This is a genomic window from Stenotrophomonas sp. YJH_SMC_73, from assembly GCF_059370155.1.
On sequence record NZ_JCAFTJ010000003.1, the window covers coordinates 277,631 to 292,510 of the forward strand.

Genomic DNA, 14,880 nt, shown 5'->3' on the forward strand with positions numbered 1-14,880 from the left:
GCCCTTGTAGAGCCGAGCCCATGCTCGGCTCAGGCACCGTGCCAAAAGCAGCCGAGCATGGGCTCGGCTCTACAGGTTCCAGGTCACCCGTGAAGCGTGCCGGCCAAGGTCGGCACCTACCACGTGCGCATCACCGGCTCATCGAATACGGCGCCTGCGCGTCCTGCCCCGGCCAGTCCTTGTTCGGCTCGGCCTGCATGCTGAAGCGCAGTTCGCCGCCAGCCAGGATCTCGTCATGGCGCAGGAAGGTGCGCTGCAGCGGCTTGCCGTTGAGGCTCACGCGGCCCACATAGGTGTGTTTGTCATCCAGGCCCTCGGCCACGATGGTGAACGTCTTGCCGTTCGGAAGACGCATCGCGGTCTTCGGCAGGAACGGACGGCCCAGGATGTACTCGCCCGAGCCCGGCGCCACCGGGTAGAAGCCCAGCGCGGTGAACACATACCAGGCCGACATCTGGCCAACGTCATCATTGCCGGCCAGGCCATCGGGGCGGTCGGCATACTGGGTGTCCATGATCTGCTTCAACCGCGCCTGGGTGCGCCATGGCTGGCCCGCGTACGAATAGAGGTAGGCCACGTGGTGGCTGGGCTCGTTGCCGTGCGCATACCAGCCGATCAGGCCGGTGATGTCTTCCATGTGCTCGAAGATCGATGGATCCACCTTGGCGTTGAACACCTCGTCCAGGCGCGCGAGCAGCTTGTCGCTGCCACCGTGGGCTGCCGCCAGGCCGGCAACGTCCTGCGGCACGTACCACGAGTACTGCCAGGCGTTGCCCTCGGTGTAGTCGGTGCCGTAGCCGCTGGCGCTGGGGTCGAACGGCGTACGGAAGCTGCCATCGCGCTTGCGCGCGCGCATGAAGCCGGTGTCCTTGTCGAACGCGTTGCGCCAGTTACCCGCGCGTTTGTCGAAGGTGGCCGCGATATCGGCCTTGCCCATCGCCTGCGCCATGCGTGCGATGGTCCAGTCATCAAAGGCGTACTCCAGCGTCTTGCTGGCCGCTTCGCCTTCCTCGTCGATCGGCACATAGCCCAGCTCACGGTACTGCGCGATACCGTCATACGGGCCGTAATTGGCGGTCTCGACCATCGCCTTCAATGCCTTGTCGGCGTCGAAGCCACGAATGCCCTTCACGTAGGCATCGGCGATCACCGGCACGGCGTGGTAGCCGATCATGCACCAGTCTTCCAGGCCATGGAACGACCACACCGGCAGCATGCCGTACGGACTGTGCTCATGGTGGGCCAGCATCGAATTGACGAAGTCGCTGTTGCGCTTCTCCGGCTGCACCAGCGTCAGCAGCGGGTGCAGCGCGCGGTAGGTGTCCCACAGCGAGAACGTCGAATAGTGCGTGAAGCCGTCGGCCTTGTGCACCGCGTTGTCCGAACCGCGGTACTGGCCATCGGCGTCCATGAACAGCGTCGGCCCCAGCATCGTGTGGTACAGCGCGGTATAGGCACTGCGCCGCGCATGCTCGGGGGCATCGATATCGAGTACCGACAGCGCCTGCGTCCAGTCCTGCTTCGCCTGCGCACGCACCCGATCGAAGTCGAAGTCGGCCACTTCCGCGTCGAGGTTGGCGATGGCACCGGCCTCACTGACCGGCGAGATGGCTACCTTCACCACCAGCGGTGCGTCGAGCTTGCCGAATGCGAACGTGCCGACCAGCTGGCGACCCTCGATCTGTGCGCGCTGCGCCGGGTCCTTCTCGCCCGGCGGCGGGAAGCCCTTGTAGACGATGTCCTGCTCGGTGTTATGCAGTTCATGGCCAGCCAGCGAGCGCGAAAAGCGCATCGCGAAGAACAGCTGGCGGCCCGGCGCCCAGCCGCGCGTCTCGCGGAAGCCGGTCACCGTGCCATCGGCGCGCACCCGCACCCGCGACCACAGCACCTTGCCCGGGTAGTCGTACATGCTGGTACGCATGTCCAGCAGCACCTTGGCGTCGGCACCTTTGGGGAAGGCATAGCGGTGCACGCCCACGCGCGCACTGGTGGTCAGCTCGGCACGCACCTTGTAGTCGTCCAGGGTGACCGCGTAGTAGCCCGGCTCGGCCTTCTCGTCAGCGTGGCGGAACCGTGAGGCGTAACCGCTGCGCGGCTTCTCCGGATCGCCGCGCTCCAGCCCGGGGTTGCCGGTGAACGGCATCAGCAGGATGTCGCCCAGGTCCGAATGCCCGGTGCCGGAAAAATGCGTGTGCGAGAAACCGACGATGCTGCTGTCGTCGTAACGGTAGCCCGCCGCCCAGCCATAGGCCTTTTCGCGCGGCTGGATGCGCGTGTCCGGGCTGAGCTGGACCATGCCGAACGGCACCGTCGCCCCCGGGTAGGTATGGCCTTCCCCGCCGGTACCGATGAACGGGTCGACCGAGCCATAGGCGCGTTCGGCGGCGGATTTCGACGGAGCCGCCAGCACCGCCCCGGAGGCAAGCATGGCGGTCGCGACGAAAGCGATCAGGAGACGACGGTCCAGCGTGGGCATCGGCATTTGGATCGATTCAGGTGGTAGTCGGATCCTAGCACCGGCCCTGCCCTGTCGCATGCTGCAGTGCGGCCGCCGGAACCGGCACGATGCTTTGCACGTAATTGCATGGCCGCGCGACGAATCACCTCATAGCCTTCCGGTCTCCCGCTTCCCGATCGGTGCCGATACGGCAATGGATGTCCAGACATGCACTTCTGAAAGACCGCGCCTTCCGAACGGGACAAAGCGAGACAAACCATCAATTGGTGCGCAGCGCCTCGATCTGCCCAGGATTGCGCCGCGGCGGACATCCCGCTGCCGGGATTGGAACCCCCGGATGAAACTGAAGATCTGCCTGTCATGACTATGGCGGGCGCTGCGTGTGGCCGTCTGGCCATCGGAGTTCTTCTTCAGTCTCTCCGGGTTCCAAGCACGCATCGCCCGCCACCCTTGCGGTGGCCCTCGCACCCAAGGAGTTCCCGCATGAAACACACGCGTCCGCTCAGCCCGGCCATGGAGTCGCTCTTCCAGCGCATCGAACATGCCCTCAACAGTGCAGAAGGCATGGCCATCCTCATCGGCGAACAGTACGGCCCCGAGCCGAAACCTCCCGCGCCAATGGGCTACGACGCCAGGCAGATCGCCAACGCGATGGTCATGCTGAGCCAGCATGGGCGGTGCCTGTTGCAGAAGCTGCGTGCGGAAGCGGAAAAGGTGACCTATCACTAGCCCGCCCTGCAGCCGAGCCTGCTCGGCGCCGTGCTCACCGCACGCAGCGATTGCTGCCCTCAATCTGGCAATGCGTCCTGCAAGGTGGCGAGGTCGGCGCTGTCGACCGGCCTCACCACGCGCGCCACTTCCTGGCCGTCATGCAGCAACACCGCGGTGGGCCACAGCTTTACCTTGAACGCACGCCCCAGCGGCTTTCCCTTGCCATCCTCGATCTTCCAATGCACAAGATCGTGGGCGTCCACAAACGCCTGGAGTGCGGGCTGCGCGGCCTGGCAATGGCCACACCAGGGTGCACCGAACTCCAGCAGCTGCCAGCCCGCTTGGGCTTCCACGTCCGCGCCTGCAGGCTCCGCCGCCGGGTAGTCACGCATGAACGGCATGCCGGTTACGCCGCCAGCGCTTTCTGGATATCCACCAGCGGGGCGTTGGTCAGGTCCTTGGCGATATCGCCCAGCAGACGCGCCTGGACCTCCTTGTGCAGCAGCGGGCGGATACGGCCCAGCGTGGTCGGGTCTGCCACCAGCACCAGGTGTGCATAGCGGTTGTTGAGCGCATCTTCGTTCAACTGCTCCGCCACCTGCTTGGCGAACGTCGCCTCGTTGAGCTGCGCAATGGACATGTCCTTCGGCACCGCGCCGGCCGGGCCCTGACCAGAGACGCCCTGCTCGCTGATGTCCTGCAGGCGCAGCTCACCTTCCTGCTTCAACGCCAGCTGATGTTCGCTGCCGACGTTGGTGAACACGCGGGCCGAACCGCCATCGGCGACGATGATCAACGTGCCTTCGGGAATGCGACGGGTCATGCGATGCTCCTTCTCGATTGCGTCCAGCGCTACCGTAGACAGCGTCGCGTGAGCGCTGCGGCCAGAGTTCGTTCAACACTTGTCATTGCATGCCGCGCGGATGAACAGGCGCGATGGAACACAGCGTGCAGATCAGTCCGCTTCGCTGCATGCTCACGCCGATGCCGCTATGATGAACGAATGATCGACACGACCCACTACGTGACGGGCGCACCTGTTACGTGGGAAGCACTGCCGACCGGCGCTTCGCTTGCCACGATGGCTCCCGCCCTGCCGTTCCACCGCCTCGCGCTGGATCCTGGCGGATGACGCCCGCAGGCCCTCGGCCTGCACTCCCCACGCTGCTGTGACCGCCGGCCGCTGATTGCGCGACCGCTGTGATCCCGTTGCTGCGTTTCCGCCGTTGCGGCGGTGCTTTGCGGTGCGCATGGCGCCGTGCCTGCACACATTCTCCGGCCCCCACGCCACTCACCGATGCCCCTGCGCCACCTGCGCCTGCATCGCCGTTTCCGATTTCCGGGACCTACCTCACCGCTCATTTCCCCTCTTCTGCCTACAAGGGAGCCCCCATGCAGGACACCCCCGATGCACATGCCCATTTCGGCTGGTTCAAACGCCGCCGCCACCTGAAGGTCGATGAGATCACCGTCGTCGACAAGCCCATGCTCAAGCGCGCCGTCGGCGCGGCCGCACTCGGCAATGCCATGGAGTGGTTCGACTTCGGTGTCTACGGCTATCTGGCCGTCACCATCGGCCAGGTGTTCTTCCCCTCCAGCAACCCCACCGCGCAGGTGATCGCTGCGTTCGCCACCTTCACCGTGGCGTTCCTGGTGCGGCCACTGGGCGGCCTGGTGTTCGGCCCCCTGGGTGATCGCTACGGCCGCCAGAAAGTGCTGGCGTTCACCATGATCCTGATGGCGCTGGGCACGTTTGCCATCGGCCTGATTCCCGCCTACGAGCGCATCGGCATCTGGGCACCGGTGCTGTTGCTGCTGGCGCGCGTGGTGCAGGGCTTCTCCACCGGCGGCGAATACGGGGGCGCGGCCACCTTCATCGCCGAGTATTCCACCGACCGCAACCGCGGCCTGATGGGCAGCTGGCTGGAGTTCGGCACGCTGGGCGGCTACATCGCCGGCGCCGGCACCGTCACCGCGCTGCACATGCTGCTGAGCAGCGAGCAGATGCTGGACTGGGGCTGGCGCATTCCGTTCCTGGTGGCCGGCCCGCTGGGCCTGCTCGGCCTGTACATGCGCATGAAGCTGGAGGAAACCCCGGCGTTCCGCGCCTTCGCCGAGGAAGCCGAGAAGCGCGAGCACGAGCGGCCGGGGCTGGGCGCGCTGTTCCAGGTGCATGGCCGCCAGCTGCTGGTGTGCATGGGCCTGGTGCTGGTGTTCAACGTGACCGATTACATGCTGCTGACCTACATGCCCAGCTACCTCAGCGTCACGATGGGCTATGCCGAGAGCAAGGGCCTGCTGCTGATCATCATCGTGATGCTGGTGATGATGCCGCTGAACATCGTCGGCGGGTTGTTCAGTGACCGGCTGGGCCGGCGCCCGATGATCATCGGTGCGTGCATCGCGCTGCTGGTGCTGGCCATTCCGTGCCTGCTGCTGGTCGGTAGCGGCAACGACGGGCTGATCTTCCTCGGCCTGATGCTGCTGGGGCTGGCGCTGGTGTGCTTCACCAGCTCGATGCCGTCCACGCTGCCGGCGCTGTTCTACACCCCGGTGCGCTACAGCGCGCTGTCGATCGCCTTCAATGTGTCGGTGTCGCTGTTCGGTGGCACCACGCCGCTGGTGACCGCGTGGCTGGTGGAGCGTACCGGCGACCCGCTGGTGCCGGCCTATTACCTGATGGGCGCGGCGGTGATCGGCCTAGTAACCATGCTGTTCGTGAAGGAAACCGCCGGCCTGCCGCTGCGCGGTTCACCGCCAGCGGTTGGCAGCGACAAGGAAGCAGCCGCGCTGTTGAAGAGCGATGTGCCGGTGACGGTGGACCCGACCTTGCCGCCGCTGCCGGACGTTGCCGAGCCCGAGCAGGCGAAGCCGGCGTTGTAGAGCCGAGCCCGTGCTCGGCTGACTTCCAGGGGATCAGCCGAGCATGGGTTCGACTCCGCACCCCGTGCGGCATCAATCACCCGGGGTGTCCAATTCCATCGCGCGCATCACGATGGGCTTGGCCCAGCCCGGCGTGTGCAACAGGTCGGCCACTGCGACCGGGTAATGCAGCTGGCCTGCAGCCATGGCCAATACCGGCAGCGGCACCACGCAGCCGTCGGCATCGGCCGGCGCGCTGTTGTCGTAGACATGCAGCTCGGCCAGGTGCGGCAGCAGCTCCAGCAGATTTGCGCGCGCCGAATCGAAACGCGCGTGGATCTTCTCCAACGGAATATCGTGGCCACCGGCGGCCACCCGCGCGGCCACACGGGCGACGTGCAGCCCGACATCGGCCAGCCCACAGAACCAGATCGCCACCTGGTGCCGCTCGCAGGCCTCACGCAGCAGACGCGGAATGGTGTTGCCACCGAGCGTGGTCTCGAAGGCGAAGTCGGTGCCATCGGCCATGGCCTGGCGCAGGCGGCGGGTGCCTTCCTGCCAGGCCTCGGCATTGGCGTCCGGCAGCGGCCAGCCGGCGTCGACCAGGCGGCGGGTGAACGAGTCCGGGTTGAACCAGCTCAGCCCTTCGGCGTCCAGCCAGGTGCCCAGCAGCGAACTCTTGCCGGCGCCATTGACACCGGCCAACGCCAGGATGCGTCCCATCGATCAGAGCGGACGGCCAAGGGTGACCTTGCGGCCGCGCCGGATCGGCTGGCCCAGCACCTTGCCCAGCCCTTCCCCGCGCTGCAGCCCGGCCAGGGTCTGGTCGAACTCGCTGCGCAGGCGCTGCAGCTCCTCGCTGCGCTCACCGGCATCACCGCCGGCGGCCTTGGCCAGCAGTTCCTGGTAGGTGCGGATGTCCACGATCACCGCTTCCGGGTGGTTGTGGTTGGTGATGACCAGCGCCTGCTTTTCGCGCACGGTGCGCATCAGGCTCGGCCAGCCCCGGGTCTTCACCGATGAGGCCGGGGCCTTCTCGAGGCCAGGCAGATCCAGCGGCAGGGTCATGGCACGGCTCCAGGCGGGGTGGATGAGCGACACTATACCCAATTTGGCCAAATTGGGGATAAATCCCCTTTTACCGCAGGGGCGCGGTGTCCGGAGCGTCGGTCTGCAGCAGGCTGTCGCGTTCGCGCAGCGGGAAGCGGATCCACGCATCCAGCCCCTGTGGGCCAAAGTGCAGCTCGCCGCTGCCAGCCAGCTCGTAGGGCACGCGCTGCTCGATCAGCGCCCGGCCCAGGCCGCGCTGGCGTGGCATTTCCCAGCCCTCCACGTCGGCATGGCGCTCGCACCAGTGCAGGCCCAGCCACGGTTCTGCGTCCTGCACCTGCAGATGCCAGGACACCTCGATCCGCCCCGCCTCGCGCGCGGCCGCGCCGTAGCGCAGCGCGTTGCTCGCCAGCTCATGGATGGCCAACGACAGCACCTCGGCCGCTTTCGGTGGCAGCAGCACGTCCTCACCGTGCAGTTCGCACAGGCCCGTGCCCGGCATCTGCGCCGACACTTCCTCTTCGATCATCCCGCGCAGGCAGACCCCGGCATTGCCGCCGCGGGTCAGCAAGCTCTGCGTGCGCGCCAGCGACATCAAACGCCCGCACAGCCGCTCGGCGTACTCGTCCACGCTGGCCACGGTGCTGCGCGTCCGCCAGGCAAGGGCATGGATGGTGGACATGATGTTGCGGACCCGGTGCTGCAGTTCGGCCAGCAGCACCGCCTGGCGCTCGGTGGCGCGCTTGAGGTCGTCGATATCCACCGCAATGGCGAACACCCCGGTCACCTCGCCGTCTGCATCGCGCAGCGGCGCAGCGGCGACGCGTGTCCAGCGGGCGCGCCCGTCGTCATGGATGAACTGGAACTCCAGGCCAGGGACCACCGTCTCCCCCCGCAGGGCGCGGGCGATGGCGAAATCATGGGGCTCGATGCGCGAGCCGTCGGGGTGCCATCCCTGCCAGCGGTAGTGGTTGGGACGATCAGTGGACGGCACCTTGCCGGTGGGCAGATAGGTCCGCATCCGGTCGTTGGACAGTTGCAGTCGGCCTTCGGCATCGACAATGCAGACGCCCACCGGCAGCACCTTGAATGCCAGCGCCAGGCGCCGGTCGCTCTCACGGCGCTTCTGCTCCTCGCGCTCGCGGGCCGCCTGCGCGACATGCGCGGCGGTCGTTTCGAACATGGTGACAAGCACACCGTTGATGCGCCCTTCCTCACCGCGGATGGGGCTGTAGGTGATGGTGAACCAGACATCCTCCAGCCGCCCCCGCCGCGCCAGCGGATAGAGCTTGTCCTCATAGGTGATGGTCTCGCCCTGCCACACCCGCTGGTAGATCGGGCCGTTGATGTGCCAGACCTCAGGCCAGCACTCGCGGGTGGGCTGGCCAAGCCCGCCCGGATGCTTGTCGGCGAGGATCTCGGCATAGCCATCGTTGTAGAGCTGCACCAGCTGCTCGCCCCACAGCACGATCATCGGGAAGCCGTGGGCCAGCATCAGGTCGACAGTGGCGCGCAGGTGCGGCGGCCATCGCTCGATCGCACCCAGTGGCGTGCCTGACCAGTCGTGGCGGGCAATACGGGCGGCCATGCCGTCATGGCGCGCATGCGCCTGCAGCGGCGGCGGCATGCCCGCCGGGCGCTCAACGGCCGGGAGACCCTGGATGCGGTGTGACATGCCGCGCAATCAGGCGATGCCCGCAGCAGCCTGCGGCCCTGCCACCAGCCGTGCCAGCTGCTGCACCAGTGCCTCGATGTGATAGGGCTTGGTACAGCGGGGCGCGCCAGCGAAGCGGCTGGGCAGGTTGTCATCGTAGCCGGAGGTCAACATGAACGGCGTGCCGGCGTCCGCCAAGCGGTCGGCCAAGGGGTAGACCAGTTCACCCCCCAGGTTGATGTCCAGCAGGGCGACATCGATGGGGTTCTCATCGACCAGACGCCCCAGCGCCTGCAGGTCACCGGCCGGTCCCACCACCTGCGCGCCCTTCAGTTCCAGATAGTCCACCAGGAACATCGCGATGGCGAATTCATCTTCCGCCACCAGCACCCGCAGCCCTTTCAGGCCCTCTGGCTTGTTGCCCGCTTCCAGCACGACCCGCGCTCCTCGATACACGCGGCGCACCTCTGCCGCAACGCCTGCAGGATGCGCGAAACGGGCTACAAGGGCGCGTGATGATCGATGAAGATCGCCGCCACGGCCCGTTCACCCAGGCATTGCAGCGGCGCGTTCAGAACGCACGCTCCCATTTCAGGCTGAGCAGGCTGCGGTCGTGGCTGTACAGCCAGCCGACGTTGCTGTCGATGCGGGCGTAGCGCAGGCCCAGGCTGGGCACCAGCCCGGCCACCGCCAGCCGCTCGCTGCGCACGATGGCGATCAGGTTCTGTTCGTCGTCCTGCCTGCGCGCCTCCAGCAATGGACTCCAGGCGTCGTAGTCGCGGCGGCGCAGCGACACGAACACCGTGGCCGTGGTGCCGCTCCACTGCCGCGCCGCGCCCAGCCGCAAGCCGCGCTGGCGGTAGCCGTTGGCCGGGTCGGCAGCGCTGCTGCCGGTGACATCCAGCCCGGCGAAGACCGTCCAGCGCGGACTGAGCGCGCGGAACCAGGTGGCATACACCGATACCAGCTCGCCGTCATAATTGCTGGCCAGGCCCTGCTGACGATACCGCTGGCGCTTCCAGTCGGCCTCCAGCTTGAGCAGGCTGCGTGCATCCGGGGCGTACTGCCATTCGCCGTGCACGCCACTGCCGCCCTGCAGCGCATGGTTGCCCAAGCCCTGGAGGTCATAGCCGGGGGCAAGCAGCACGGTCTGCCGCGCACTGCGCCAGCTGTAACCTGCCTGCACATTGGCATTGAGCTCGTTGTAGGCACGGTGCCCGCGCCATGCCTGACCGAAGGCGAGACCGCGCACGTACAGCCCATGATGCCCGTCGAGGACCCAGCGCCGTTCCAGGCTGGCGTCGTAGTCGAGGCCCCCTGCGTGCTGGGCGTCGGGCAGTTTCCGTTCGATGAGGCAGGCGTCGCCTACGCCGAACAGGCAGGTGCGGCTGGCCGAGCTGCGGTTGATGTTGTCACTCCATGCGGGGCCGGCGGACAGCGCGCCTTTCCAGCGCTGGCGCGCCTGCAGGGCACCCAGGTAACCGTCCACGCGCGCGCGGACGCCGGCCGTGGCCGGATCATCAGCATTGATGCCTGCAGCGATGGCCGTGAACAGCGCGACCGCATCGCGATCACGCTGGTCTTCCGCATAGACACGTGCCAGCTCGAGACGGGCCGGCAGGAAATCCGGCTGCGCCGCCAGCAGCGCTTCGTACTCCTTCGCCGCGCGACGATGGTCGCCGGCCACGCGGGCCAACGCCCCCTGCGCGTAATGGCGCAGCAGCGGGTCATGCCCCGGCAGTTCGATGTACTCCTCGAGGAACGCCGCGGCGACCCGCCATTGCTGATGCTGCAGTGACAGGTAGAGGGCCTGGCCGAGATCGTCGACGCTGCGCTCCACGCGCAGCGTCCTGCCGTCGATGGTGATGGTCGGCCGCTCCGACTCGGCCTGTTGCAGGCGCTGCCGGTCCTGCTGCTGGTGGCGCAGTTCGCTGCCCTGTTCAAGCACGCGGCGCAGATCGTCCTGCTGGGCGCGCACATCAGCGGCAGCCAACAGCAGTACGACAAGGAAGGTGGAATGGCGCATGGTCGATCCGTGGTGGTGCATGCAGCGGCCGAAGCAGGGACTGGCGGATCGCGGCTTGTCCCTGCCCTGCCCCGTCAGGGGCGTGGCGATCAGTTCTTGCTGCCGCCGAAGGCGGTGTCGTACTGGCTGTTGCCGGCGAACGTGGCGATACCGGCGAGCGTGGCCGCATTGGCGCCGAAGAACTGGCCCTGGCTGTTGCCGGTGACCGAGCCGTTGGCCACGGCGGTGCCGGCGAAGGATGCATCGGCGCTGTTGATGTTGGCGCTGATCGCCAGGGTCTGGCCACCACCGGTCAGGCCGCCGGTCAGCTTGCCAGTGCCGAAGTTCGCCGCGAAGGTACCGCTGAGCAGGTTGCTGCCATTGAACCGGTTCAGGCCGGCCACCGCGTAGGTGGCGGTACCGCTGGGCAGGGTGGTGCCGGCGCGGTCGCCAGCGAAGTACACCTGGCGGTTGTTGAAGCCACCCGCAGCGCCGTCCTTGGACCATTCGCCGAACCACACATCGCCACTGCCCACCTTGACGAAGTTGAAGTGGCCCATGCCGGAATGGCTGCCCGGCGTACCGGTGATCGGCATGGCCAGGGTACGGACGGTAACGCCGTTGACGGTGGTCGGGGCCGAGTAGGCCGCCAGCCCCTGGAAGTCGACCGGCTTGCCGTTGGAGACGGTGCCGACGCCGATGCCGGCCTTGCCTGCGCTGTGCGGGCCGCCGTTGACTTCGGAGGCACCGACCTTGACGTACAGCTGCGAATCGGTGGCCGGGCTGGCCGCACCGACGATGTCGGCGGCCTGGGCGGCACCGGCCAGGGCGAAGGTGGCGGCCATGGCCAGTACGGAACGGGAGATCATCTTCATGGAACTACTCCTTGGGTTGAGGGAACAACGGGTACAACAACGAGGCAGGTCATCAGAAGCGCGCAGTGACACCGAGCTTCAGCGTGCGCCCCGGCGCCGGCAGCGTGGAGCGCGTGGCCGGGTCGACGTAGTAGCGGTTGCCGAGGTTGGTGCCGACCAGCTCGACGCTGGTGTGGTCATTGAAGCGCCAGCGCGCGTAGGCATCGACGGTGGTGATGTTTCCCCAGGTGAACGGCACGTTCTGCCAGATCAGGCCACCGCTGCCGGCGTACAGGCGATCACGGTAGGCCTGCAGGTCCGGGTTCTGGTGGCGCCGGTAATGCACGATGCGGCTGCCCAGCTCCAGGCGCTCATCGAACAGCCGGGTGCCCAGCGACACGTTCACCGACAACCGGGGAATGGCCTGGGTCAGCAGGTAGCCACTGACGAAGCCGTCCTGCACGCAGTTGGGCACCTTGCCGGCCAGCGCATCGAGCTGCACCGCCATGCTTTCGTCGCAGACCTTGTTTTCCAGCGTACGGGTGATGCCCAGGTCGGTGAAGAAGCGCCGGTTGTCGAACCGCGCCTGCAACTCCAGGCCGCGGATGCGCTGCTTGTCCAGGTTGTCGAACAGGAAATTGCCGTCGCGCTCGATCACGTTGCGGGTCTTGTGCACGTAGTAGGCCAGCTTCACGTCGGCATCGGCGGTGTTGCCGAACAGCGCCGACAGGTTGTGCACGTAGCCCACTTCGAAGTTGTAGGCGTGCTCGGGCTTGAGCGGGTACAGCGGGTTCAGGCTGCTGGAGAACGCGATGGTGCTCTCGAACATGCTGGGGAAACGCACCGCCTCGCTGTAACGGGCATAGGCGCGCGCATTGGGCGAGAAATGCGCGGTGGCCGAGAAGGTCGGCAGCCAGGCATGGTCGCGCCTGCGCTCGTTGCGCCCGGATACCGTCTGCGACCGCCCGCTCTGGATGCTGCACAGGATCTGCGCGCCCTGCACCGGCAACAGCCCGGGAATGGCCGCCACCTGACCATTCAGGCACGGGTTGCTGGCACGGCTGTAGTTGCCGTCCGCATCCGGCAGCCACGGAATGCTGTGCTCCACCGCCACCGGCGTCTCGTACCTGCTCAGCAGGCCCTTCAGCAGATCATCAACGATGAAGCCCATGCCGATGCTGTCCCAGAACGCGCGCTGCGACTCGATGGCGTCGATCTCGCCCTGCAGGCTGGCCGGGCGTTCGGGCAGTTCGTTGACCCGGTAGCGGGCCTCCTTGGGGAACACAGAGGTGGTCATCAGCTCCGGGTGTTCCTGCAGGAAATCATCGAAGGCCCAATAGCGCGCGTAGCGCACGCCGGCGCTCAGGGAGAGGAAATCCACCGGCCGCCAGTCCAGCACCAGGTAGCCCTCGCCCTCCTGGCGGCGCCCGGCGCGCGGGTACATGCGCCAGCCATCGCTGACGCCAAAGTACGGGTCCGCCGAGCGCAGTTTCTCGAACTGCCAGTTGCCGCCCACCGTCAGGTCCAGGGTGGAATGCAGCGCGAAGCGGTTGCTCAGGGTCAGGCCGGTGCGGTCGTTGCGGGCATTGGCCAGCGCGGTATTGCGCAGGATCGGGCTGCTGCCGGGGTTCCAGTCGGGGTTGCTGGCAAAATTGGGGAAGCCGCCAGCGGTGTAGGTATCGCTGGTGGTTTCGGTGCGCCACAGGTTGGCACGCAGGTCCAGCCAGCGGCTGCCGGCAGGCTGCCAGTGGTATTCCAGGTTCCAGGCATCGGCATCGACGCGGCTGAGCGGCCACTGGATGCGACCGTAGTCGGGCGCGGACAGGATGCGCGAGGGCATGATCTCGCCGTAGTGGGAGAGCGTACGCCGCCAGGTGGCGCGCAGCTGCTGGTCATCGTTGATCTGCCAGGTCGCCTTCAGCAGCCACGATTCCTGCTCGCTGGAGGTGTTGGGCACCTCGTCGCCGGGCTTGAAGTAGCGCGCCAGCGTGGTGATGTAGTCCAGGCCCTTGTACTCGAACTGCTCGCGCGGGTCCTGGTCGTAGTACGCCGTGCCCTGGGTGCCGGAGAAGTAGTTGCCGCGCTTGCGCCAGGCATACGCGGCCATCAGGTCCACGTGTTCGCCGCGCAGGCCCAGCGCCAGCCGCCAGGCCTGGTCCTCGCCGGCGAACACATTGGCTTCCGAACCGCGCGACTTCACCGGCACCAGCAGCGTGCTGTCGGCATACGGTGCCGAGGGCGAGCCCTGCGGGAACCCGGGCACCGTGCGGTAGTCCTCGCCGGTATGCAGCCGCGGCAGGCGTGGCGCCACCGCATTGCTGCTGCCTTCGATCTTCAGCTCCCCGCCGAAGCGCTCACCCGCTTCCACGATGTCATCGACGTCGATGGTCTTGATCACCAGCGCGCCACCGATCCCGCTGTGCACATCGCGCACCAGCCCCGGCCCCTTGATGACCTGGATGCCACCTATCAGGTTGGGATCGATGTAGTTGCGGTTGCTGACGCCGTTGTAGCCGCGCCAGACCGTAAGTGCCTGCTCGCCGCCGTCGATGCTGACCGGCACCCGCCCCGGCCCCTGGATGCCGCGGATGTTGATGTCCAGCGCGCCACTGTTGCGCGCATCGCCGCTGAACACACCGACCAGATCCTTGACCACGTCGGCCGGATTGGAGCCGCGGTAGCGCTCCACCCGGTCGCGCCCCGAATACGCCGTGGCCATGTCCAGCGCGAACACATCATCGTAGCCGCGCCGATCGCGGGCCTCGCCCCCTTCCGACTGCAGGCGACCGGCCACGTCCAGTGTCTCGGTCACCCGCACCCCTTCCCCTTCACCCGCCTCCGCTGCGGTACGCAGGCTCCAGGTGCCGTCCATGCCACGCTGCGCGCGCACGCCGCTGCCACGCAGCAGCAGCTGCAGGGCCTGCATCTGGCTGTACTCGCCGCTCACCGCGCTGGAGCGACGGCCTTCCACCAGGTCACTGCGGAACACCACCTGCACATCGGCCTGGCGGCCAAAGGCACGCACGGCGTCGGCCAGGGGCTGTTCCGGAATGGCGTACTGGCGCAGCGGCGCGACGACCGCCGGTTGCGCCTGCCCGGCCGGCACCCAGGCCAATTGCAGCAATGCGGTGGAAACAGCCAGGGCCAGAGCGGTGGCGCGACGATGACAGGCGGATGCCGTGGACGGCATGGACAGGAACTCCTCAAGCGGGGCGGGACCACGGACACGTCCGGTGCCCGGTGGTGTGTCTGGCTTGAGAAGAAACGCTGTTTCGCTCTGGCTATA

Annotated in this window: 12 protein-coding genes; 2 read left to right on the plus strand and 10 right to left on the minus strand. The window is 67.1% G+C overall.

All coding sequences use genetic code 11. The features are described from left to right. Positions 1-130: 130 nt before the first annotated feature. On the minus strand, positions 131-2,482 hold the full coding sequence (locus AC5P8R_RS06615) for a GH92 family glycosyl hydrolase (protein WP_014647336.1): 2,352 nt from the start codon (positions 2,480-2,482) through the stop codon (positions 131-133). Positions 2,483-2,941: 459 nt separating this feature from the next. Between AC5P8R_RS06615 and AC5P8R_RS06620 the strand changes: the two genes are divergently transcribed. Continuing rightward, positions 2,942-3,187 carry a hypothetical protein gene (locus AC5P8R_RS06620; protein WP_046430922.1) on the plus strand — a complete coding sequence of 82 codons (246 nt, stop codon included), beginning with the start codon at positions 2,942-2,944 and terminating at the stop codon, positions 3,185-3,187. A gap of 59 nt (positions 3,188-3,246) precedes the next feature. Here the strand turns inward: AC5P8R_RS06620 and AC5P8R_RS06625 are convergent, their stop codons facing one another. Next, positions 3,247-3,570: a thioredoxin family protein gene (locus tag AC5P8R_RS06625; RefSeq protein ID WP_053495407.1), complete on the minus strand. Its 324-nt coding sequence runs from the start codon at positions 3,568-3,570 to the stop codon at positions 3,247-3,249. 5 nt (positions 3,571-3,575) lie between these two features. Then, positions 3,576-3,992, minus strand: a complete 417-nt coding sequence (locus AC5P8R_RS06630) for a host attachment family protein (protein WP_495223145.1) — start codon at positions 3,990-3,992, stop codon at positions 3,576-3,578. Positions 3,993-4,561: 569 nt separating this feature from the next. Between AC5P8R_RS06630 and proP the strand changes: the two genes are divergently transcribed. Continuing rightward, complete coding sequence (proP, locus tag AC5P8R_RS06635; RefSeq protein ID WP_046430926.1) at positions 4,562-6,052, plus strand: glycine betaine/L-proline transporter ProP; 1,491 nt, start codon at positions 4,562-4,564, stop codon at positions 6,050-6,052. Positions 6,053-6,124: 72 nt separating this feature from the next. On the opposite strand, the gene AC5P8R_RS06640 is transcribed toward proP, so the two are convergent. The 7 genes from AC5P8R_RS06640 to AC5P8R_RS06670 all read right to left on the minus strand — a co-directional run bounded on the left by AC5P8R_RS06640 (position 6,125) and on the right by AC5P8R_RS06670 (position 14,784). After that, on the minus strand, positions 6,125-6,754 hold the full coding sequence (locus tag AC5P8R_RS06640) for an ATPase (RefSeq protein WP_032962597.1): 630 nt from the start codon (positions 6,752-6,754) through the stop codon (positions 6,125-6,127). 3 nt (positions 6,755-6,757) lie between these two features. Continuing rightward, entirely contained in the window at positions 6,758-7,099 is a 342-nt protein-coding gene (locus AC5P8R_RS06645) for a type II toxin-antitoxin system prevent-host-death family antitoxin (protein WP_014647343.1), read from the minus strand. A gap of 70 nt (positions 7,100-7,169) precedes the next feature. After that, positions 7,170-8,756 carry a sensor histidine kinase gene (locus tag AC5P8R_RS06650; RefSeq protein ID WP_046430927.1) on the minus strand — a complete coding sequence of 529 codons (1,587 nt, stop codon included), beginning with the start codon at positions 8,754-8,756 and terminating at the stop codon, positions 7,170-7,172. A gap of 9 nt (positions 8,757-8,765) precedes the next feature. Continuing rightward, on the minus strand, positions 8,766-9,170 hold the full coding sequence (locus AC5P8R_RS06655; protein WP_014647345.1) for a response regulator: 405 nt from the start codon (positions 9,168-9,170) through the stop codon (positions 8,766-8,768). Between the two features lie 136 nt (positions 9,171-9,306). Beyond that, complete coding sequence (locus AC5P8R_RS06660; protein ID WP_495223146.1) at positions 9,307-10,761, minus strand: surface lipoprotein assembly modifier; 1,455 nt, start codon at positions 10,759-10,761, stop codon at positions 9,307-9,309. Positions 10,762-10,850: 89 nt separating this feature from the next. After that, the gene (locus AC5P8R_RS06665; RefSeq protein ID WP_014647346.1) at positions 10,851-11,615 is read right to left on the minus strand and encodes a Slam-dependent surface lipoprotein; all 765 of its coding nucleotides are present in this window, start codon (positions 11,613-11,615) and stop codon (positions 10,851-10,853) included. Positions 11,616-11,667: 52 nt separating this feature from the next. After that, positions 11,668-14,784 carry a TonB-dependent receptor gene (locus tag AC5P8R_RS06670; RefSeq protein WP_495223148.1) on the minus strand — a complete coding sequence of 1,039 codons (3,117 nt, stop codon included), beginning with the start codon at positions 14,782-14,784 and terminating at the stop codon, positions 11,668-11,670. Between the last annotated feature and the right edge of the window lie 96 nt (positions 14,785-14,880).